This window comes from Lentibacillus sp. L22 (genome assembly GCF_040812445.1).
Taxonomy (GTDB): Bacteria; Bacillota; Bacilli; order Bacillales; family Amphibacillaceae; genus Lentibacillus_C; species Lentibacillus_C daqui.
This window is the reverse complement of record NZ_JBFNXI010000020.1, coordinates 1-22,737: the sequence shown is the minus strand read 5'-3', so window position 1 is coordinate 22,737 and position 22,737 is coordinate 1. Positions and strand designations below refer to the sequence as shown.

The window sequence follows — 22,737 nt, the reverse complement described above, 5'->3', positions numbered from 1 at the left end:
ACGACAACAGAATGCTACCGTGGTATGAATCTCACATGTTATACTAGTACCTAGAGATAAAGGAGGACAATTTGTATGACAATTAACTATCAAACAAGATTGGACGCATTGCAGAATCATTTAAAAGAAAACAACATCGATGTGGCCATGATCTCCACACCGGCAAATGTATTTTACTATACCGGATTTAATTCTGAACCGCATGAACGGTTTATGGCTTTGGTAATTGACAACCTGAAACAGGAATTTATCCTTTTCGTTCCTGCATTGGATAAGGAAATCGCCGCTAATGATTCGTTTATTAAAAACATTATTCCGATTTCCGATGAAGAAGATCCGTACGCCAAACTTCAGGAAAAACTGAGCACTGAACCCTTGGTTTTCGGACTGGAAATGAAAAAGGTAAGTATGTTCCAGCACCAACGTTTGCAATCGGTTTTTTCCGAGACGACATACGAAGACATTCAACCTTTCATCAATGGACAACGATTGAAAAAATCAAGAAGTGAACTGACCTATACCCAAAAAGCGATCGATATTATTGAAAAAGTAATGGCTGAAGGAATCAAGAAAGTTAAAGTGGGCATGACTGAACTGGAATTAACCGCTGAATTGGAATTTCTCATGAAAAAATTTGGTGCTGAAGGTCCATCATTTTCAACTACTGTATTATCCGGTGAGAATTCAGCATTACCACACGGAACCCCGGGTAACCGCAAATTGCAAAATGGTGACTTCCTGTTAATTGACATGGGCGTAACGATTGCGGAAGGATATTGCTCCGATATTACCAGGACATTTGTTATCGGTGAAGCATCAGCCAAGCAAAAAGAAATTTACGAGTATGTCCGGCAATCCACTCAAGTTGGCGTCGACGCTGTCAAAGCTGGTGTGCCACTAAAAACGTTTGATATTGAAGCAAGAAACGTGATTGAAAAAAGCGGCTATGGAAAGTATTTTAATAATCGGATTGGTCATGGCCTTGGTATTGAGGTGCACGAAGAACCATCCATTCACGAAAATAATGAACAAATTGCCGAGAGCGGATATCTGTTTACCATTGAACCCGGCATTTATATCCCTGATTTTGGCGGTGTGCGAATCGAGGATAATGTATATATTAACGAAGATGGTGAAGGTGAATTATTGACTTCTTTCCCTAGAGAATTGCAGATATTGTAATTGGCAGATATTAAATGCTCCAGCCCGTTATAGTAATGGGCTGGAGCTGTTTTTTTCATATATAAAACACGCCATCTTCGCTTTCTGAATTTTGTAATATAACAGCAACTTTAAATTCTCTCCCGGCCAGAGCGGGCTGTCTCCCGAGTTAAAGTGCTTCTCTCCCGACTAAAACGTACTGTCTCCCATGTTGAGGTGATTTTCTCCCGACCAAAGCAATCCGCCTCCCGCGTAAAACCTGCAACTCCATTTCATATCACTTCTATACAATTTGACACAACTCCTGCTACAATGGAATCAAAGGATTATTCATAAAGCGGGGGATTCCATTGTTTAACATTATGCTAATTGAAGATGATACAAGCCTGTTTCAAGAAATAAAGGAACGGTTGGCAGGTTGGAATTATGCAGTACATGGCGTGCGTGACTTTAACGATATTATGCAGAATTTCACAAGTCTTAAACCGGATTTAGTAATCATTGATATTCAATTACCGAAATTCGATGGGTTCCATTGGTGCCGGATGATTCGGACGCACTCCAATGTCCCCATTATCTTTTTATCGTCACGCGACCATCCCACCGATATGGTTATGTCCATGCAGCTTGGTGCGGATGATTATGTCCAGAAACCATTCCATTTTGATGTGCTAATTGCAAAAATACAGGCAATCCTCCGTCGTGTCTATAATTACAACGCTGAACAATTGGAACTGCGCACATGGAATAACGCTACAGTTGATTATACCAAAAATACGGTTACCAACCATAAAGGTACGATTGAGTTAACGAAAAATGAAATGTACATCCTGCAATTTTTAATTGAACGTAAAAATGAGGTAGTTCCCCGGGAAGATATCATGCAAAGCCTTTGGGATGACGAACGTTTCATTAGTGACAATACCTTGACTGTAAATGTGAACCGGCTGCGAAAGCGGTTGGGTGAAATCAAATTAGGCGGCTTTATCGAGACAAAGGTTGGCCAGGGCTATAAGGCAAAAGAGGTGCCTTTTGCGAATGATTAAAAAATATCTGATCGAGCGGTGCAGCTGGATTCTCCTGTTTATTGCCTTACAGTTGCTGGCGCTGTTTATTGCCGCGATCGATCCGTCCATCTCCATCCGGTCCGTTGTCTATATCGTCTTTTTATCGACACTTATTCTGCTGATATTTGCTATCGTCCGTTATCATAAGGAAACGGCCTTTTACAAAATCTTGCAAGCATGGGATAAGGATTATGATATAACGGATATGTATAAGCCAATAAGTCCATTTGAGAAAATCGTTGCCGAACAACTCAACGAACAAACAACAGCCTATAAAAACAAAATTTCACAACAGAACACCAAACTGGAACAGGAAAAAGATGAACTGCTATCTTGGATCCATGAAGTAAAAACACCATTAACCGCAATGCAGCTCATGATTGATCGTGTAGAGGACAAAAAGGTCAAACAGCAATTAAGGTACGAATGGTTGCGTATCCACCTCCTTCTCGACCAACAGCTTCATCAAAAACGGATCCCTTATATGGAAAACGACTTGTATATCGAACAAACGAAACTGGAGCCCCTGCTTTTTCAGGAAATCAAAGCATTACAGTCTTGGTGCATGCGCAAAGGGATTGGCTTTGATGTTTCCTTACAAGCAGAAGAGGTATTAACGGATGCGAAATGGTTTGCCTTTATCATCCGACAGCTGCTGACTAATGCTATTAAATATACACAAAACGATGATATAACAATAACAAGTTACCTGAAACAATCCCAAGCCATGCTCACTATTCGGGATCATGGAAGAGGGATTGATCGCAAGGACCTACCACGTATTTTTGATCGCGGCTTCACATCCACTACGGTCCATTATGATACAGCTTCTTCCGGTATGGGGCTTTATTTGGTTAATAACGCTTTAAAGCCGCTACACATCAAGATCGACGTCCAGTCCAAAGTCGGTGAAGGCACCAGTTTTACCTTAACGTTCCCGAGCAAAAATGATTTTGTGGCTATTACTGGCATGTGACGAGAATGTCACATGCCTTTTTGAATTGTTCGGGGAATCAAAGGAAAAAAGAACGGCAATTCCTTATCATAGATTCAGGCAGATAAAAGGAGTGAACAAGTAATGATGTTACAAGCAACCAAAATTCATAAAAGCTATGGAAACAAATTTAATAAACAGGAAGTCTTAAAAGGTATTGATATCAACGTAGAAAAAGGAGAATTTGTAAGTATCATGGGCGCATCCGGATCGGGGAAAACAACGCTTTTAAACGTCCTTTCCTCGATTGACCGGGTGAGTCAGGGAAACATTGTCATTCAAGGCCAGGAACTAACCACCATGAAGGATAAACAGCTTGCCACATTTCGAAAAAATCATTTGGGCTTTATCTTTCAGGAATATAATCTGCTGGATACGCTGACCGTGAAAGAGAATATTCTCCTGCCACTGTCAATTAATAACGTATCGAAAAAAGCAGCAAACCAAACATTTGAGCAAGTGGCAAAGGAACTGGGCATTTACGATATCAAGGGCAAATATCCAAACGAACTATCGGGCGGGCAAAAACAGCGTACATCGGCAGCCCGCGCGTTCATCCATGAACCAAGCATCATTTTTGCTGATGAACCGACCGGTGCGCTGGATTCCAAATCAGCATCGGATTTATTAAACAAACTGAACCATTTAAATGAGACCCGGGAAGCCACTATTGTGATGGTTACCCATGATCCGGTCGCAGCCAGCTATTCGGAACGGGTGATTTTTATCAAGGATGGTTCCTTCTATACGCAAATCTATAAAGGGGATGGAACAAGAGAGACCTTTTTGAAAGATATTATGAAAACACAGGGCGTCCTGGGTGGTGTGCACGATGAGCATTAATCGATTAATCTGGCAAAGTTTAAAGAAAAATATTCGTAACTATTACTTATATGTTTTTGCACTCGTTTTTAGTGTGGCACTGTATTTTTCTTTTGTCACCTTACAATATGATCCAGCAATGGAGGACCCGTCCAGTTCTGTAAAAGGGTCAGCAGGTCTTTATGCCGGATCCGTTTTATTAATTGCCATAGTTACTGTGTTTCTATTATATGCAAACACCTTATTCATCAAACGCAGAAGTAAAGAGATTGGCTTATTCCAGCTGATCGGTATGACCAAGGGAAAAGTTTTTCGCATTCTGAGTCTGGAAAACCTTACGCTGTATATTGGATCGATTGTCATTGGGATCTTTTTCGGATTTGCCGTGTCAAAACTCATGAAGATGGTGTTCTTTAAAATCACCGGGATCAATCAGGTTGCAACACTCGGATTTTCCGCGAAGGCGATGTTCCAGACGCTGCTTGTGTTTTTCGTGATCTATTTGTTTATTATGCTGATGAACTATTTGTTTATTAAGAGGCAGAGCGTGCTTTCCCTATTTCAGGCAAGGTCCAAAACGGAAAACAATGTAAAGAAACTGTCAGTTGTCCAGATCCTGATTGGTATTTTTGGAATCGGACTGATTATTCTGGGCTATTATTTATCTACCATTTTGTTTGACAGTGACACCATGAATTCAGGCACTTTGTTTCTGCTCATGATCAGTATCCTGGGTTCGGTAATTATTGGGACGTACCTGTTCTTTAAAGGATCAGTAAGCTTTATCCTGCAGCTGATTCGCAAAAGCAAGGCAGGGTATTTATCGATTAACGATGTACTATCGTTATCATCGATTATGTTCCGCATGAAATCCAATGCGCTGCTTTTGACGGTAATTACCACCGTTTCCGCACTGGCGATCGGATTATTATCACTAACCTATATATCCTATTATTCAGCGGAAAAGTTAGCACAGCAAATGGTACCAAATGATTTTTCCATTCCGAGTCAGGAAGACGCAGATCGTTTCACAAAAGAACTGGATCAAAAAAACATAGCTTACAAGAAAAACAAAATTGATTTCATCACGGTAAGTGCTGACTTAACCAAGGCATTACAGTTGGCTCCGGATAATTCTTATATCGACCCCAAGGATAACGAAATGACCGTCATCAGTGATCAATCAACAAAGAAGATTAACGTTTCGCCTGATGAGACAGTCCTTACAGGTACCAGTGATGTTACGGCACAGATGATTTCCTTAAAAGACAAAGGAAAACTGACACTTTCGAATACCAAGGATACCTTTGATGTCTACTATTCGGAAGTACAAAATCAGGCCATTCTACCAATGGTCTTCTCTTTCGGCGGGCCCGTTGCAGTTGTAGATGATAGTGTCTACCAACAATTGGAACAAAATTTGGACAAAGATATCCAAAGCACTTTTGGCAGCACCTATGTTGGCATTGATGTTGTGGACGGGAAAGCGTTGCAGCAAGCTAACAACATTTTCGAGCAGATGAATCTTGATGAACAAGATGCAGATGCATCCGGTTATGGCTCCCGCTCCCAGTCAAAGGCTACGGCAGAGCAAAAACAGGCTACCGGACTGACCATGTTCATCGTCGGCTTTCTCGGATTAACCTTTTTGATTACATCTGGGTGTATTTTGTACTTTAAACAGATGGATGAGAGTGATGAGGAAAAGTCAACGTACACCATTTTACGCAAACTTGGCTTTACACAGAGCGATTTAATCCGCGGCATTTGGTATAAACAGCTGTTTAACTTTGGTATTCCTTTAGTACTTGGGCTGTTACACAGTTATTTTGCTGTCAAATCGGGCTGGTTCCTGTTTGGTACAGAAATGGCTACTCCAACAGTAATTGTCATGGCCATTTATACCGTTCTGTACTCGATTTTCGGTATCTTATCGGTACTTTATTATAAGCGAGTTATTCAAGAAGCCTTATGAGGAGACAGACCCCCGCGGCTTTAAATCGTTAAAGTGGCGGGGAATCTAACTCTATTGATGTAAGCGATACGGATTACCCACTTGTTAGCTCCATTTCAAATTCAGCAGCAATACCTATAATCACCCAATAATAATCCTTTCCTTAGGATAATGGTAATTCCCCGGACTTTTCTTCTTCTTAAACGTCAGCAAAAAGGTAATAATTCCAATCCTGCCAATGAACATGAGGATCATCAAAACAATCTTGCTTATGACAGTCAATTTTCCAGTAATACCAAGTGACAGTCCGACCGTTCCAAAGGCCGAGGTAACTTCAAATAAAAGTGTTGAAGTGGAAAATGGCTCCAAAACAGACAGTAGCAGCACTGAACCATAAACAAAAATGATCGCCATTAATGTTACGGTGACCGCTTTTTGCAAGTCTTCTTCGTGAATTTCACGTCTGAACAAACGAATATTTTTGCCGCCACGGGCAAATGTAATCAGAAAAATAATCACCAGGGCAAATGTGGTCGTCCGAATTCCTCCACCTGAACTGCTTGGCGAGGCACCAATAAACATTAAAAATGACATGAACAGCTGATTTGGTTCCGTCAATTGGCTGACATCAAGCGTAGACAGCCCGGCACTCCTGGTTGTCACCGATTGAAATAGAGCATAAAACAATACCTGATGCCATGATTTACCACTAAAATAACCGTTTAAATCAAACAAAGCAATAAAAATCGTCCCGATAACAACTAAACTAAAAAATGTAATAGTCGTTACTTTAGTAAACAGGGAAAAACGAAACCGACGATGATTGCCCGACCTGGAAAACAAATATTCCTTTGTCTCCACTAAAACCGGATAACCGATAGCCCCAAAAATAATCAACAATATATTAATAAACTGGATAAAATAATCGTCTTTAAACAGGATGAGCGAATTCCCGGTAATATCAAAACCACCATTGGTTATAGCGCTAATCACCCCGAAAAAACCGTTTAAATACGCTTCTTCAGCAGTTGGAAAGTATTGCAAAAAATATGTTCCCATTATGATAAACCCGATAAATTCAATCGTTAAAATTACTAATAAAATTTGTTTAATTAAACGAACCATTCCTTCAAAAGTTGTCTGATTCTGATCCGTCATTATTAATCGACGTTCTTTCAATCCGATTTTTTTACCTAATAACAACCAGATGGAAGTTCCTATTGCCATCACCCCTACCCCGCCCAATTGCAAGATCAGGCAAAGCAGAATATATCCAGTTGTACTAAAGGTGTCGGCAATACTAACCGTTGTCAGTCCCGTCACACTCAGCGCACTCACTGCCGTAAACAAAATATCGATAAACGGTACGTGAACACCATCCCTGTGTGCTACCGGCAATGCAAGCAAGAGTGTGGATACGATAACAGCAAGGAGATAAAAAAGCAGGATTAATTGTACGGGTGATAATCGATTCATTAGTCGGATCAATGGCTGCTTGGAAAACATGTTCTGCCCCTCCTAAAAAATATAACCTCATTATAACAGGCAGGATTCATTAATAGTACTACTTTTTTGGGGCTGACCCTTGGTGGATAGGTTAGATAGAAGCAGTAAATCCTGATTTAAAGGTTTCGGATCGTATTCTATTCAACTTGGACTTATTCTTTTCATTTCGGACCGTATTATGTTCAATTTGGACTGTATTTCTGATTCGGAAAGTTTTTTCAACATGGATGATTGCGTCAGGTCTGACTCCATATGTTATCATAGATTAAAAGGAGTGATTCATAATGAATAAATCAATTCCGGAGATCACACTTAATGACGGTCTCACATTACCAGTTATTGGCCTTGGTACATACAAACTAAATGGAAATGAGGGCGCCAATGCGATAAGCAGTGCAATCGATATGGGATACCGCCTGCTTGATTCAGCGTATAATTATGAAAATGAAGGAACGCTGGGTGAAGCTGTCCGGCGCAGTTCTGTTCCAAGAGAAGAATTACGAATTACATCCAAATTACCTGGCCGTTATCACAGCTATGACAAAGCCGTTACTACCATTCAAGAATCTTTGTATCGGGCAAATCTGGACTATTATGATCTTTATCTTATACACTGGCCCAATCCGAAACAAGATATTTATGTAGAGGCCTGGCAAGCACTTATTGATGCGAAAAAATGGGGCTTGATTCGGTCAATTGGTGTTTGTAATTTCTTGCCGGAACACATTGTACGTTTGGAAAAGGAGACTGGTGTCAAACCAAGCATGAACCAAATTGAATTACACCCATTTTTCAACCAGGAAAAACAACGACAATGGCATGAGGAAAATGACGTGAAGACCGAATCTTGGAGTCCATTGGCCCGAGCAAATGAAGTCTTGCAAAATGACAGGATCCAAGCGATTGCCAACAAACATCAAAAAACAGTTTCCCAAGTGATTTTACGCTGGCATTATCAACTTGGCACCATCCCTATTCCGAAATCGGCATCACCGGCAAGACAACGTGAAAACATTTCAATTTTTGATTTTTCGCTGGATGAAACGGACATGAACGACATTGCAGCATTAACACTACCCGATGGCAGGATGAACGATCAGGATCCTGCAGTATATGAGGAATTTTAAAAACAAAGCGCACCAATTAACAGGTGCGCGCTTTGTTTTTCTAAAATATAAGAATGACAACAAAATAGACGACCATTGCCACCAATCCAACCGGTAAAGCAAATTTTGCATATTGTTTACTGGTAATATCAAGCTTTCCGGCGGCGATAATGTTCGGGATATTTCCCGGGATAAGCATTCCTCCACTCACAAGCAGTCCCAATAACATATCTCTAATGGTTGTACTATCCATGGAAGGGCTAATTTCAGCAGCAGCAAGTGTCGCATTATCCAGTACTGCAGAGATCATGTTAATCCAATACAATATCAACGGATTCAAATCGAGCAAATACCGCTCAATTAACGGCTCGAACCCGGCACCAAGAAACGTTAACGCCATAACAAATAAATATATTTTTAAGCTGCGAATAATAATTTCGCTATATGATTCTGTCTCTGCATTATTGAACGCCTTCTCTTTCGAACTTTGCTGCGACAGTATTTCCTGTGATTCTTCCTCTGATTTCACGAACATCGCTGCAAGTATACCAAAAATAATTACCCCAGGAATAACATAGATACCAACTAATTTTAAAAGGTAAAAAAAGTCTTCATTCAATTTATTGACCACAACGGTTGAAAGCGGTTCGCCAAGCGGTGTGAGAACGGCCCCCAAACCAATTGCAAAACAAGCCAGCACAACTAAACGGATTTCTGATTCTTTGTCCAATCGCAGGACACCGACAATGGCAACTAAAATAATTGCCGCAATAATTGCCGTAATCAAGCTGGAGATAAGTCCAAGTATAATGACAAACAAAGCAATGAATACGCGATACGGGATTGCCCTGCTCATGCCAAGTACTCCTTTTTCAATCGGTGTCTGGAACCATCTAAACAACAAACCGGCGACAAGTACTGCCAGGGTAATATTAATCGGATGCACCAATGCCTCTTTGATTAAAGGCCAATCCAATACCTGACTGACCAGTACCGATAAAACACCCATGATAAACAAAAACACTTCCAAATTCTTTTCAACAAACTTTGTAAACGGCAACAATAATACAAGAAGTAAAATAATGATTAAACCAACGATCAAAATACATTCCTCCTAAAATGTCTAAAGTCTTTTGTGGTACGCAGAAACAAGATCCCTACTTCAGTTGTTTTTTACATTTTATTCAATTTAGAACGTGGACAGATCGCGGTAGTTCTTACACAAACATCCACCGCTTCTTCCCGCCACAAAGTCTGATATGTATTTGGCTCGTTTTCTTCAGTTTCACTGCTTCAAAGGTAGAAATATGTTATCAGCCAAATAGTATCATGACTCCAAATTACCTTATTATCATGTATGTATTTCACCTCGCTTTATAAAATAAAAAGGAGCCCGTCACTCAGGGTATACGTATCCCTTTGGTGACAGACTCCTCCAAAAAATTAAATTACATATTCAATATTGTTAAATATTCTTCCTGCTTTATAGCATAACAGAGAATATTTGGCATGACAACAAAAAATTTTTAAAACCGAGCATTTTTTCATATACATTAACCAACGTTTGAACTAGTGTTGTGTTTAGTAAATGAATCCGGGTTTATTCAGATGTGAACCAACTTAATCATTATCCGCCACTTTCACTAACTGCTTACCAATATTCTCCCCGGAAAACAGTCCAAGAAAAGCATCTGGAATCGAACGAAATCCTTCGTGAATCGTTTCTTTAAACTTTAAATCCCCTTTGCTAACGGCTTCACTAAGCACTTGATATGCTTCACTATAATGCTCCGAAAAATCACCAACAAGGAGTCCTTGCATTTTCGCCCGGGATTTAATTAAATATTGCTGCACCCGCAGTCCCATATCTTTTTCCCCTTTTTTCAAATTATAAGAAGAAATGGAACCACATACTGGTATGCGGGCGAACGTATTTAATTGTGGCCAAACGGCGTCGGATATTTCGCCACCAACATTTTCATAATAAACATCAATCCCGTTTGGACAGGCAGCCTTTAATTGTTTGTAGACGTCTCCCTTCTTGTATTCCACCGCTGCATCATAGCCAAGTGTTCCGGTGATATATTCTGCTTTTTCAGGGGAACCGACAATTCCAACCACTCGTGCGCCAGCGCTTTTCGCCAATTGACCGGCAACTTGACCAACTGCTCCAGCTGCTCCAGATACAACAACTGTTTCACCCTGCTTCGGCTCACCAATGTGCATCATACCGAAATAAGCAGTCAAAGCGGGCATACCTAATACGCTTAGTGCATTACTTGGTTCCAGCCCATTTAATTCGACCTTTCGAACACTATCAGCATTTGCAACATTGTATTCCTGAAAATCAAGTGTGCCTGTTACAATATCTCCCGGCTCAAACTGATTATCGTTTGTTTCAACTACTTGTGCTACAATTGCCCCCTTTAACGGTGCGCCAACGTCAAATGGTTTGGCATAGGAAGGTGCATCCGACATTCTTCCCCGCATATATGGATCAACCGATACATACAACGTTTTTAATAAAACTTCTTTGTCCCCCGGTGTTGGCACATTTACTTCTTTGAATTGAAAAGTATCATCATTTGGTAATCCATTTGGTCGTTCGCGAAGAATTAGTTGTTGTTGTTTCATCATTTATTACCTCCTGTCATTTTCATCATCTTAACTGTATTCCCATCTTGTGAAAAATAAAACATTATCAGTGGATGCAACTTCCCCCAGAAAAATCAGGGATGGTGCAATCGATCCGCTATCTTTGTCTAACTTAAAAAAGCTGATCCCCTTTAAAGGAACCAGCCGCTGTCTGAATAGACTTTTGTTTTTCTTGACAACCCCATCACTGAAGTTAGATGACACACCCTATATCATTTCCTTAAATTTATTAATCAATGATTCCCCCTGATATCCTTCCTCAACCAGCTTGCGTAACAGTGCATTAACTTTACTCTTCTGCTGGTCAATAATAGTGCCAAGAAATAACACATTGGTATTGGAACCAATCTCATTGATGCCTACAATCGATGTAATAAAGGTCGCTGGTGCATTACTCTCCTTGGTGATTTTTACCTGCAACATAACCTCATCTCCCCTATTTGCCAAATCCTCAAAAAAGGCTTGATAGGAACGGTCCAAATATGCCTCAATCACCCAGTGGTCATAGTCATCTTCCTTATTGATAATCAATCCATCTATTAAAGGGATTTCATGCAAGATGATATCTTCTTCAACAGTTTCAAGAGTCTCCAATTTCCTCAATTTGAATGTTTTCATCATCCACCACCTTCCTTTATTCGATTGTGCTAACCGCCAATATATGACATTTCGATTTTCTTGCGGTTTTCATGTTTCCGTTCAGCTCGTTCATCCGAATAACGATCCGTTCTGCGTTTCCATAAACCGGTTAAATTCGTCTGAAGTTCTTCATCTGTTATACCATCACGCAACCGTCCCCGCAAATCATAGCCGGATGAGGCAAAGAGACAGGTATATAATTTCCCATCCGCAGACAAACGAATGCGTGTGCACGTGCCACAAAAAGAATCCGTTACCGATGAAATCACACCAATCTCACCTTCCCCATCTTGATAACGAAACCGGGAAGCTACCTCACCATAATAATTTTCCTCCGCCGCTTCAATTGGCATTTCCTCGTGAATCCGGTCAATAATCTGCTTTTTGGAAATAACATGATTCAAATCCCAGCCATTGTGGTTTCCTACATCCATAAATTCGATATAGCGTAAAATAATGTCCTTTCCTTTAAAATAACGTGCCATAGGCAAAATCTGGCTTTCATTCATTCCTTTTTTCACGACCATATTTACTTTCACTTTTAGTCCCGCCTGTTTTGCTGCTTCAATTCCACGCAAAACGGGGCGAATCGGAACACCCCGGCCATTAATTTTTGTAAATACATCATCATCAATCGCATCCAAACTGATATTGACCCGCTTTAATCCCGCTTCCTTCAATTTTGTCGCACGTTTTGGCAACAAAACGGCATTTGTGGTAAGTGCAATGTCGTCAATACCGGGAATTTCCGTTAATTTGGCGATGAGTTGATCCAGATTTTTGCGTAGTAATGGTTCGCCCCCTGTTATCCGGATTTTCTCAACCCCCAACTTTGCAAATGTTTTAGCCACCCGGATAATTTCTTCAAAACTTAACAGCTCGCTCTCAGGCAGAAACGGATAATCATCACCAAAAATCTCCTTGGGCATGCAATACGTACAGCGAAAATTGCATTTATCAATAACGGAAATGCGCAAATCTCTAAGCGACCTTCCAAATACGTCGGTGATTGGTGTAACCTCTTTCACCATTTATAACACTCCTTTAAAATTCTGCTGCCCATCTTCATTATCCAACAGTAACGCATCGACAGTGGATCCCGCGGTGAAACCTCTTGATCCCCCAGGCAAAACCATTAAAGCATTGGTGTAAGCCAGTGAGGTTACAACGTTGGATTTATCGATTCCGGCTGGTTTTATGCCGATATGTCCATTATTATACGTGATGTAACTGCGAACAAATCGGGTAAACGGGTTCGGTTTTGGAAAATCATCTTGTAATGTTGCTTTTACCTGTTTTAAGAATGGTTGCTTGTTAAATAAATAATGCTGAATAATCGGTCTTGTGTATAATTCAAAGCCAACATAGCAAGCAGATGGATTCCCTGATAACCCAAATAATAACTGGTCTCCTTTTACCGCAACCGTTGTCACACTTCCCGGCCGCATGGCAATTTTATTAAACAGCACTTCAGCACCCAACTTTTCGTAAATTGCCGGCATTAAATCGAAATCGCCAACGGAAACACCACCTGTTGTAATTAGAATATCGACTTGATCCAATGCCTTTCGAATGGTTTCATAACTGGAATCAAATTCATCAGCAAGTTTGCCAAAATAATGGCCTGTGGCACCTGCCCGTTTAATTTGTGACATGATCATATATGCATTGGAGTTACGAATCTTTCCCGGTTGTAATTCCTCATCAACGTCCAACAGTTCTGTTCCTGTAGCTATTACGCCGACAACAGGCTTTTTCGCAACTTGAACCTCACTATAACCAAATGTTGCAAGCACCGCTTTCATTCCCGGGTTAATGATTGCGCCAGCCTCAACTAGCACATCTTCTTTGGAAACCTCCGAGCCTTCTGGAATGATATTTGTTCCCGCCTCCAATTTACGTTTCATCGCCATCAAGTTTTTCCCGTCCCGTTCATACTCCTGGCAAACTTCAAACATGGCCACACAATCAGCACCATCAGGTATTTTTGCCCCGGTCATGATGCGAGTTGCCTGCTGTTTTTCCAATGTTTTCGTTGGCACTTGACCAGCACCAATATGTTCTACTACTGCAAATTCCACCTGATGATCCTTTGACGCATCATTTGTATCTGCTGAGCGCAGTGCAAATCCATCGTATGGTGATTTATCAAATGGTGGAACCGGATGTTTCGCCACGATCGGTTCCGCCAATCTTCTCCCATCACAATTTTCAATGGAAACTGTTTCTGCTTCCCCTTGTTTTTTGTATTGCATAACCTTTGCCACTGCATCTGCCACTGGAATAGGTTTTCTTCTCTCCACCATTATATCAAACCTCTCTGCCAAATTTACCTAAGTTTAGTGTAACAAAAATAGACTGAATTGAATAACGATCCATTCGTAACGTTTAGCGGGATGGTTTTCCCACTGACATCAATTTTAATGCTTTTTACCTCATGAAAATGTGAGAGAGATCACAATAATGTACGAAAAATATAGATAATGAACATTTTAGCCAAAAGTCCATGACAGTTCCCGCCAATTATCGGCAATTTTTGACCACTTTACGGCGGTTTTGCTCCTTTTTACGGCGATTCCCGTATTATGGGGCAAATTCAGTAGTAAAGCGGTTGTCCCTTTTTTGCAATTTTACATTTTCCGGAAAAAAATAAAGCGTATATTTCATCCGGAAAAAACAATCATAACTAGTGACGGTTGTCAAAAACAAAGGAGGAATTCACGTGACTGTTGCAACTCAAGTTAAACAAACATTAGCCGGATTAAAAAGTGCTCAAGCCAGCTTTGAGCAATTTGCCCTGCAAACCGAAAATAAACAAGCAAAACAATTGTATCAAAATGCTGCACAACAAACAGAAACCCTTTTACAAACAATTGAACCAAGAATGCAACAAATTGAACAGGAAGAACCACAATATAAACAATAAGCACAAAACGACAGGTACCCTTTTAAAGGGCGCTTCGTTCTGGGGCTGGCAACCATCAGCCCCGGTTTTACATAAGGGGTGATGAGATGAAAATCAAACAAAACGTTGCGGTTCCTGCCCTCCTCCTTCTTATTTTATTCGGATGTTCGGCAAATAATGGTACGAATCCAAGTTCTCAATCGGCTGATAATGACAATCACGTGGAGTTTACCAAGTTTGATAAAACTGCCTCTGACGATTTTATCGATCAAGATGCGGCAAATGAGGCAAAAAAGGTGTTAAGTAAATTTGAAGATATTAAAGCCATTAAAGCTGTTAATACAAAAAAATACCTATTAGTTGCGGTTCAAGTGCACCATAACAAGCGTTTTCAACTGGATGACCTGGAAAAAAAATATTCCAAAGCACTAAAGAAAAAATTCCCGAAATACCAAACGAAATTATCAACCGATCAAAAACTTTGGGTCGAATTAAATGAGCTGGAGCAAGCTATTAATGATAACAAAATCTCCAATAATAAATTGGAAAAGCAAGTGAAGCACATGATTAAACTAAGTAAGGAACAAACCTGATCAAGCAAGTTTAGATCTTATTTGGAAGAGAGTGATGGACGATGGCTGATAATAAAAAGAAAAATTTGCCTCCGGAAGCACAAAGATACCAAGCTATGCAAAAAAAACAGGAAACAAAACGACCAGTCTTTAAGAATTGTATCAAGGCCTTTCTCATTGGTGGCCTCATTTGTTTGATTGGACAATTTATTTCCATGTTTTATATTTATTATTTTGATTTCACGGAGCAAACAGCTGGCAATCCAACAACTGCTACCTTAATATTCATTACCATGTTATTAACTGGATTTGGTATTTATGATCGGATTGGCCAATTTGCTGGCGCAGGTGCTGCCGTTCCGGTTACTGGATTCGGAAATTCGGTTATTTCTGCGGCTATTGAGCATCGTCCGGAAGGGTTTGTGCTTGGCGTTGGCGGCAACATGTTTAAACTGGCTGGTTCAGTCATTGCGATCGGGGTATTTTCTGCATTTATCATCGCATTAATTAAAACGATTCTTATACAATGGGGTTGGTTATAATGCTTACTGGTCACAGAACCTGGATATTTGAAAATAAACCGGTCATTCTGTCTACTGGAACGGTCGGTGGTCCCTTTGAAGCGAAGGGAAAAATTCCAAAAGACTTTGATTTGCTCCATGAAGACACATGGTTAAAACAAAAGTCCTTTGAACTGGCACAGCAGAAAATGCTTGAGGAAGCATGCCAGTTTGCCATTGAAAATAGTCCTATCCAAAAAGAACAAGTTGATTTTTTTGTGAGTGGTGATTTAATCAACCAAATTACCCCAACCAGTTTTGCTGCCAAAACCCTGGGCAGTGCTTACTTCGGTTTATTTAATGCTTGTGCTACATCAATGGAAAGTCTGGCCTTATCGGCATTCCTTATTAATGGTCATGGAGCAAACTACATTATGAGCGGAACTGCTAGTCACAATTCAGCAACCGAAAGACAGTTCCGTTATCCGACTGAATACGGAGGGCAAAAACCGCCAACAGCACAATGGACGGTTACCGGTGCGGGTGTTGCACTGGTTGCAAAAAGTGGCGATGGTCCAAAAGTTACCACAGCAACCATTGGCAAAGTCGTTGATATGGGAATGACCGATCCATTCAATATGGGTGGTGCCATGGCTCCCGCTGCGGTCGATACAATTATCACACATTTAAAAGAACGAGATGTTGATCCTTCTTATTACGATTTGATTATAACCGGAGATTTGGGGTATGTTGGCAGGAAGGCATCATTGGATTTATTCAAGAAATCCGGGATTCATTTGGATGAAAAAAAATACGTCGATTGCGGATTAACCATTTATCGGGAGGATCAGCCGGTACAATCCGGTGGTAGTGGTGCAGCCTGTTCATCGGTTGGTACATACGGACATTTTATGAACCGTATGCGCCGTGGCGAAATTCAACGCATGCTGGTCGTGGCTACAGGTGCCTTGCATTCTCCAGTAAGTGTACAGCAAAAAAAGTCAATCCCTTGTATCGCCCATGCAGTATCCATTGAAACCGGGGGTGATGAATCATGATCTTTCTTTGGGCATTCATAATCGGTGGTGCGTTTTGTGTGATCGGGCAAATTATGATGGATGTTTTCAAACTATCACCTGGCCATACATTAAGTATTATGGTCGTGATCGGCGCCCTGCTGGATGGGTTTGGTTTATATGAGCCGTTAATCAATTTTGCTGGTGCCGGGGCTACTGTACCAATTACCAGCTTTGGTAACTCCCTTGTTCATGGCGCGCTGGCTGAAGGAGAAGCTCATGGCATCGTTGGTGTACTGACCGGAATGTTTGAGGTAACCAGTTCCGGTATTTCCGCCGCCATCGTTTTCGGAGTACTCGGCGCGATTATCTTTAAGCCAAAAGGGTAACACAAAGGCTAAAAGCGCCCGGTTAGCGGCAAATTTCTGATGGAAGGATGAGTAAAATGACGATTGGTTCACAGGTAAAAAGCTGTTTTTCATCCATAAAAAGCGCAGAAGCTACCTTGGATTTGTTAGCCAACAAAACAATGGATCAGGAAGCAAAAGAAGTATTTGAAAACACCAGGAAAATAGTTGATGAAGTAAAAGTTGACCTACAGCAACAAGTAATTCGATTAGCAAAGGAAGAACCACAGTATAAATCCTGAAATTCAATTAGGTTTTTTCGAATTACATTTTTGCTTTAGAAAGGAACATGAACTATGCCTTTACCAGACCCACTAGAGGTTATTGTCAGGACATTAATCACGATTGTTGCTCTTTTTCTCATCACAAAGGGCCTAGGGAAAAAACAACTGGCAGAGATGAACGTATTTGAATATATCACCGGTATCGTTATCGGGGACATTATTGCCGTCCATGCCACGGAACTAGATTCCAGTCTCATTTATGGCGGGATCTCTGCTTTATTATGGTTTATTATTCCTTGGAGTATTGAATACTTTTCCATGAAAAGCAAGAAATTACGCAACATTGTTCAAGGTAAAAGTACTGTTCTCATTCAAGATGGTAAAATAATGGAAGATAATTTGAAGAAAGAACGGTTTACCATTGATGATCTGCAAGAAAGCCTGCGCGATAAAAATGTTTTTCGCGCTGCAGATGTTGAATTTGCCGTACTTGAACCATCCGGAACGTTAAGTGTTTTGCCTAAAAAAGAAAACCGGCCGTTAACAGCAAAATATCTCGGATTAAAGGTTCCACCAGATAAACAACCGGAAACCGTCATTATGGATGGCAAGGTTCTACATGAGCCATTGGCAAACCTTTCGTTAAATGTAAACTGGCTGGAAACAGAACTGGATAAGCTAAATGTCAGTATTGAAAATGTTTTTCTCGGTGAGGTGGATAGTGATGGCCAACTGACGGTTGATTTATATGATGACAAAATTGCTGTCCCTAGCCCAAGTGAGAAGCCATTACTGCTGGCAACGCTAAAAAAATGTCAGGCCGATTTGGAACTCTTTGCTTTGGGAACGGAGAATAAAGAAGCAAAACAATTGTACCAAAAAAACAGCAAAAAACTCACAAAAGCAATTACCGATATTACACCTTACCTGAATTAGGATGAATGAGGACTGCGGGTTCAGGTCAGTTCGATGTTGCAACTCAGACGTTACGACATTAGCGAACTTCTCCTGCCGCTTTAGTCTTGTTCATCCTGTTGTACTTCATGTATGATAAAAGAGTATGTAAACTATATTTTTCAATCATAAGGAGTACAAAGCATGAAAAAGCTAAAAGCATATCAGTTTCCCCTCATCCTGCTTTTATTTATCATTATTGGATCAATTATTGGGTTAATCTTTGGCGATAAAGCAAATGTTATCAAGCCACTTGGGGATATATTTCTAAATCTTTTATTTATGGTTGTTATGCCCCTTGTTTTCTTTTCTATTTCATCGGCTATTGCAAACATGAATAGCATGAAGCGGCTGGGAAAAATCATGGGTTCGATGATGACAGTCTTTATCGTAACGGGGATTATCTCATCGGTCGTTATGTTGCTAGCAACTATCCTATTCCCGCCTGGTTCAGGTGCGGACATCCCATTGGAAACACCGGATGATGTGGAACAGACATCGCTTGCCGATCAACTTGTTCATACATTTACCGTTTCCGATTTTGTTGATTTGTTTTCCAAAGACAATATGCTTGTTCTGATCATTTTTGCGGTATTGGTTGGGTTGGCTACCGGGTTAACCGGTGAGAAAGGCAGGCCATTCGCCAAATTTTTAATGAGTGGTTCAGAAGTTTTTATGAAACTTGTCCAAATTGTCATGTATTATGCTCCAATTGGATTAGGAGCGTATTTTGCCGCCTTGATTGGCCAGTTTGGTACAGATTTAATTGGTGATTACGCCAAAGCAGTTCTTGTTTACTATCCTGTAGCAATTATTTATTTTGCCGTAGGATTATCATTGTATGCGTTTGTAGCCGGTAGGAGAAAAGGGGTCACCCGCTTTTGGAAAAACATTCTTTCCCCTGCCGTTACAGCACTGGGGACAGGCAGCAGTATTGGTTCATTACCAGTTAACCTGGAAGCAGCCAAGAGAATTGGCGTTCCAAAAGATATCCGTGAAACCGTGTTACCGCTTGGTGCAACCATTCATATGGACGGTTCCTGCCTGGCAGCCATGTTAAAAATCGCATTTATTTTTGGTGTATTTAATAAAAACTTTTCCGGATTGGACACCTATTTAATCGCAATCGGTATTTGTTTGCTTTCCGGGATCGTAATGAGTGGTATCCCGGGCGGCGGCTTTATGGGTGAATTAATGATCGTTACCTTATATGGCCTGCCAATTGAGGCACTACCGATTATTTCAGCTATTGGTGTTATTGTTGATCCCCCAGCAACGATGATTAATGTTACTGGTGACGCAGTTTCCGGTATGCTTGTAAGTCGTCAGTTGGAAGGTAAAGACTGGATGGATCGTGAAATAGAGTAAATTGTCTGGCACCCTATCATGATATGGGGTGCCATTTTTTGTTAAAAATAGTCGTTTGATTTGGCTTCAGTTAAGTTAGTAGGTATACTTTAATAACCCGCTTTTCATAAACGAACAGATATGCTATAATAACAAAAAGAACATGTGTTTTAATTTTTAGACCCTTCCAAACGAGAAATAAGGGTTAGGAGGCTCCAGTAGAGTGAGTAATTTTAAAAATATGTCGGACGATTTGTTGATAGAGACTTTTGAAAAAGCGATGGAATTAAATTTGGACGAGGATTTTTGCAATTTAATCGAAAAAGAAATGGATGACCGTGGATTAGTGATTCAGTATAACACAGAAAAGCAAAAACAAAACAACTAACCGGAATGAAAAGGATTCATTCCGGCTTTACACGCTGGACAAGGATAAGGGTGGACAGTAAGTGTTTTTGTTAATTAGTAAGAAAGTATAAATACCCGCTTTTTTCTGCTCTTGCCGGGATAAGCACCATCCTGCTCCAGCACCTTTGTTCATAATAACTAACTTCCCTGCGATTCCTTGTATTATAGGTGCTCCCTTCCCACATCCTTTTTTTCCTGGTTGACAACCCATAGTATCCACCTAATCTCCTTATCGGATAATTCTCGACCTAATTTTTCCTTAAATTCATTGACTAGCATATGAAAACGATCCAAATTGAATTGCCCCCCTGTTGCAAAATCTTTATGATGCTACTTCATTTTACCAGTTTATTCCCCAAAAAAATATAGGAGAATTACCCTTCATGTAATGGTAATTCTCCAAAAATATTTTACAACAATATCCTATTCATCATCTTTTTGTGGAATATTTCATAAAGTACAAGGATATTGGCTACAATAATACAACCTTATGATCGATGAAAGTGGAATGGAATATAGGACCAATGATAATTTTCTGACGTTTAAAATGGTGGCTGTTAGTGATTCATCCATCATTTGCGCATTGTTTGGTTCGTTATCCACGATAGGACGCGTGCATCACCTTAACACCTAAATATCAAGAAAGATAGAAGGTTGGAAATGGGAAAAAAAGAAAACTATAAATCGCCGGTCGCTGCCTTACTTTGGTCATTAGCCTTACCCGGATTTGGGCAATTATACAATAAAGATTATTTTTTGGGGATGGTGTTAATGGTTTGGGAGATCGTTTTAAATCTTCAATCCCATTTGAATATAGCAATCCTCTACACGTTAAGAGGCAATTTTCATCTTGCTGACCAGCCGATCGATTTTGAATGGGGACTATTTTATCCATCCATTTTTTGCTATTCATTATGGCAGGCATATAACCAAGCCCATGTGATTAATCGAAGGATCCAGCAAAAAGAAAATTCACAGCAGGTATATTTGACAGGCTTTTTTTTCGGCATGGTGACAGGAATGAATTTTGGGATAGCCTGGCATGGCGGGTTCCTCGCTACATATTCACCCATTTTCAAAACCCCGGTTTACAGTGGCATAACATTGGGACTGATTGGGGCTGTAATCGGCCATCTGTTGGAACTTCTATGCAAACGTTTACGGTCTTGCAGCAGAACAAAGGGATGAGACCCTGAAATTTTGTCTGGCGATTGGCCTATCCCAAGGTTTCTGGCAGGATAAATCAGTGGGCTAGCGTTTATTCATCGTACGCGGTAATACATCAGCAATTTCCATTTTTTGGTCAAATAAAAAGAGGATGCCCGTGTCAAGCGCAATCATGGGACATCCCTAGTGCAAACTTATCTATTATTCCTTTATTCGTACGGCTACTTTACCAAATTGCCTGCCCTGCTCGAGGTAATTCATTGCTTCCTTGGCGTCATCCAAGGCAAAGGTCCGGTCTACCACGGGATGAATTTGATGTTTTTCTATAAACGCAAGCATATACCGAAGTTCTTCCCTGCTCCCCATGGTGGAACCAATGAATTGATATTGACCGTAGAAAAAGTCACGTAAATTCAAGTTGACCGTATCCTCTGTTGAAGAGCCAAAGACAACGATGCGGCCACCCTTTTTCAAGATTTCCAGTGATCGGTTAAAGGTTGCTGCACCAACACTGTCAATGACCAGATCGATGGTTTCATTTTTCAATTCTTTCGCCCAGTCGCTGGCAGTATCAAGAGCAATATCTGCACCCAGCTTTTTCGCGGCCTCCCGTTTTTCTTCACTACGGGAGGTAACAATCACACGTGCTCCCAGTGCCTTGGCAAAAGAAATCAGATATGTCGCAACACCGCTTCCGGCTCCAGGAATAAACACCGTCTGTCCCGCTTTTAATTCTCCTTTGGTAAACATCGCCCGGTATCCAGTTAAAGCTGACAGCGCTAAAACACCCGCTTCTTCCCACGTCAGGTGCTGTGGCATTTTTTCCACTTGATCTGCTGAAAGAACAATCTTCTCCGCAAACGTCCCATTGTCAGGCATGCCCAAAATATCAAATGATGCTGGTGGTGCAACACTATTTTCGTTCCATCGTAGTGACGGATTAATAATTACCTCATCGCCCTGGGCAAATTGCGTTACACCAGTGCCGACCGATTCAATGATACCTGCACCATCGGAACCAAGTACCAAGGCGTCCGTTTCCTGTCCCCGACGCGTTGGGATAAATAAATCGCGGTGGTTTAACCCGGCAACCTTAAGCCGTACGATTACTTCCCCGGCACCCGCCTGTGGTTCAGTAATATCTCTAACTGCCAAATCTCCATGTTGATGAACAAAAGCCTTCATTGCAATCAACCCTTCCGTGTATATGTATTAAAAATTGTTACATTACTAGTTTTTCCCTGCAGCGCGAACAAAATCGATTATAAGTGCGTGTTCAAAAAGGAGGATAAAAAGGACCGAGAAGTTCTAGGCGGCGTAGCTTTGAGCACCG

23 protein-coding genes are annotated in these 22,737 nt (G+C 40.7%); 16 read left to right on the top strand and 7 right to left on the bottom strand.

Annotated elements, in window-relative coordinates; translation table 11 throughout:
• Positions 1 to 75: 75 nt before the first annotated feature.
• The 5 genes from ABRT01_RS10575 (at position 76) to ABRT01_RS10555 (ending at position 6,019) form a co-directional block, all read left to right on the top strand.
• Complete coding sequence (locus ABRT01_RS10575; protein ID WP_269409457.1) at positions 76 to 1,182, top strand: M24 family metallopeptidase; 1,107 nt, start codon at positions 76 to 78, stop codon at positions 1,180 to 1,182.
• Positions 1,183 to 1,511: 329 nt separating this feature from the next.
• Positions 1,512 to 2,207 carry a response regulator transcription factor gene (locus ABRT01_RS10570; protein WP_269409458.1) on the top strand — a complete coding sequence of 232 codons (696 nt, stop codon included), beginning with the start codon at positions 1,512 to 1,514 and terminating at the stop codon, positions 2,205 to 2,207.
• The gene (locus ABRT01_RS10565) at positions 2,200 to 3,204 is read left to right on the top strand and encodes a sensor histidine kinase (RefSeq protein ID WP_269409459.1); all 1,005 of its coding nucleotides are present in this window, start codon (positions 2,200 to 2,202) and stop codon (positions 3,202 to 3,204) included. Before ABRT01_RS10570 ends, ABRT01_RS10565 begins: the two co-directional genes overlap by 8 nt.
• Before the next feature lie 102 nt (positions 3,205 to 3,306).
• Positions 3,307 to 4,065: an ABC transporter ATP-binding protein gene (locus ABRT01_RS10560; RefSeq protein ID WP_269409460.1), complete on the top strand. Its 759-nt coding sequence runs from the start codon at positions 3,307 to 3,309 to the stop codon at positions 4,063 to 4,065.
• Positions 4,055 to 6,019, top strand: coding sequence for an ABC transporter permease (locus tag ABRT01_RS10555; protein WP_269409461.1), 1,965 nt, complete (start codon positions 4,055 to 4,057; stop codon positions 6,017 to 6,019). Before ABRT01_RS10560 ends, ABRT01_RS10555 begins: the two co-directional genes overlap by 11 nt.
• A 120-nt stretch (positions 6,020 to 6,139) precedes the next feature.
• Here ABRT01_RS10555 and ABRT01_RS10550 read toward each other — a convergent pair whose 3' ends face one another.
• On the bottom strand, positions 6,140 to 7,504 hold the full coding sequence (locus ABRT01_RS10550) for a TrkH family potassium uptake protein (protein WP_269409462.1): 1,365 nt from the start codon (positions 7,502 to 7,504) through the stop codon (positions 6,140 to 6,142).
• A 284-nt stretch (positions 7,505 to 7,788) separates the two neighbouring features.
• Between ABRT01_RS10550 and ABRT01_RS10545 the strand changes: the two genes are divergently transcribed.
• Entirely contained in the window at positions 7,789 to 8,631 is an 843-nt protein-coding gene (locus ABRT01_RS10545; protein ID WP_269409463.1) for an aldo/keto reductase, read from the top strand.
• 40 nt (positions 8,632 to 8,671) lie between these two features.
• Here ABRT01_RS10545 and ABRT01_RS10540 read toward each other — a convergent pair whose 3' ends face one another.
• The 5 genes from ABRT01_RS10540 to ABRT01_RS10520 form a co-directional block, all read right to left on the bottom strand.
• Positions 8,672 to 9,712 carry a DUF1646 family protein gene (locus tag ABRT01_RS10540; protein ID WP_367747055.1) on the bottom strand — a complete coding sequence of 347 codons (1,041 nt, stop codon included), beginning with the start codon at positions 9,710 to 9,712 and terminating at the stop codon, positions 8,672 to 8,674.
• Between the two features lie 518 nt (positions 9,713 to 10,230).
• Entirely contained in the window at positions 10,231 to 11,247 is a 1,017-nt protein-coding gene (locus tag ABRT01_RS10535; RefSeq protein WP_367747053.1) for an NADP-dependent oxidoreductase, read from the bottom strand.
• Between the two features lie 225 nt (positions 11,248 to 11,472).
• Positions 11,473 to 11,883: a YwpF family protein gene (locus tag ABRT01_RS10530; RefSeq protein WP_269412561.1), complete on the bottom strand. Its 411-nt coding sequence runs from the start codon at positions 11,881 to 11,883 to the stop codon at positions 11,473 to 11,475.
• A 29-nt stretch (positions 11,884 to 11,912) separates the two neighbouring features.
• Positions 11,913 to 12,935, bottom strand: coding sequence for a GTP 3',8-cyclase MoaA (gene moaA / locus ABRT01_RS10525; RefSeq protein WP_367747050.1), 1,023 nt, complete (start codon positions 12,933 to 12,935; stop codon positions 11,913 to 11,915).
• Positions 12,936 to 14,210, bottom strand: coding sequence for a molybdopterin molybdotransferase MoeA (locus ABRT01_RS10520; RefSeq protein ID WP_367747048.1), 1,275 nt, complete (start codon positions 14,208 to 14,210; stop codon positions 12,936 to 12,938).
• A 416-nt stretch (positions 14,211 to 14,626) separates the two neighbouring features.
• Between ABRT01_RS10520 and ABRT01_RS10515 the strand changes: the two genes are divergently transcribed.
• The 10 genes from ABRT01_RS10515 (at position 14,627) to ABRT01_RS10470 (ending at position 21,425) form a co-directional block, all read left to right on the top strand.
• Entirely contained in the window at positions 14,627 to 14,830 is a 204-nt protein-coding gene (locus tag ABRT01_RS10515; RefSeq protein ID WP_269409468.1) for a DUF1657 domain-containing protein, read from the top strand.
• Between the two features lie 86 nt (positions 14,831 to 14,916).
• The gene (locus ABRT01_RS10510; RefSeq protein ID WP_367747046.1) at positions 14,917 to 15,402 is read left to right on the top strand and encodes a hypothetical protein; all 486 of its coding nucleotides are present in this window, start codon (positions 14,917 to 14,919) and stop codon (positions 15,400 to 15,402) included.
• A 41-nt stretch (positions 15,403 to 15,443) separates the two neighbouring features.
• A complete protein-coding gene (spoVAC, locus tag ABRT01_RS10505) occupies positions 15,444 to 15,923 on the top strand; it encodes a stage V sporulation protein AC (protein WP_269409470.1) in 480 nt (159 codons plus the stop codon).
• Complete coding sequence (gene spoVAD / locus ABRT01_RS10500; RefSeq protein ID WP_269409471.1) at positions 15,923 to 16,939, top strand: stage V sporulation protein AD; 1,017 nt, start codon at positions 15,923 to 15,925, stop codon at positions 16,937 to 16,939. Before spoVAC ends, spoVAD begins: the two co-directional genes overlap by 1 nt.
• Positions 16,936 to 17,286: a stage V sporulation protein AE gene (gene spoVAE / locus ABRT01_RS10495; protein ID WP_367747043.1), complete on the top strand. Its 351-nt coding sequence runs from the start codon at positions 16,936 to 16,938 to the stop codon at positions 17,284 to 17,286. Before spoVAD ends, spoVAE begins: the two co-directional genes overlap by 4 nt.
• 56 nt (positions 17,287 to 17,342) lie before the next feature.
• Positions 17,343 to 17,546, top strand: a complete 204-nt coding sequence (locus tag ABRT01_RS10490; RefSeq protein WP_269409473.1) for a DUF1657 domain-containing protein — start codon at positions 17,343 to 17,345, stop codon at positions 17,544 to 17,546.
• Positions 17,547 to 17,600: 54 nt separating this feature from the next.
• The gene (locus tag ABRT01_RS10485) at positions 17,601 to 18,464 is read left to right on the top strand and encodes a DUF421 domain-containing protein (RefSeq protein WP_269409474.1); all 864 of its coding nucleotides are present in this window, start codon (positions 17,601 to 17,603) and stop codon (positions 18,462 to 18,464) included.
• 162 nt (positions 18,465 to 18,626) lie between these two features.
• Positions 18,627 to 19,850, top strand: coding sequence for a dicarboxylate/amino acid:cation symporter (locus ABRT01_RS10480; protein ID WP_367747041.1), 1,224 nt, complete (start codon positions 18,627 to 18,629; stop codon positions 19,848 to 19,850).
• Positions 19,851 to 20,052: 202 nt separating this feature from the next.
• Positions 20,053 to 20,217 carry a sporulation histidine kinase inhibitor Sda gene (locus ABRT01_RS10475; RefSeq protein ID WP_439649395.1) on the top strand — a complete coding sequence of 55 codons (165 nt, stop codon included), beginning with the start codon at positions 20,053 to 20,055 and terminating at the stop codon, positions 20,215 to 20,217.
• Between the two features lie 680 nt (positions 20,218 to 20,897).
• Entirely contained in the window at positions 20,898 to 21,425 is a 528-nt protein-coding gene (locus tag ABRT01_RS10470) for a hypothetical protein (protein WP_367747039.1), read from the top strand.
• Between the two features lie 180 nt (positions 21,426 to 21,605).
• On the opposite strand, the gene ABRT01_RS10465 is transcribed toward ABRT01_RS10470, so the two are convergent.
• A complete protein-coding gene (locus ABRT01_RS10465; protein ID WP_367747037.1) occupies positions 21,606 to 22,589 on the bottom strand; it encodes a zinc-binding dehydrogenase in 984 nt (327 codons plus the stop codon).
• Positions 22,590 to 22,737 lie beyond the last annotated feature (148 nt).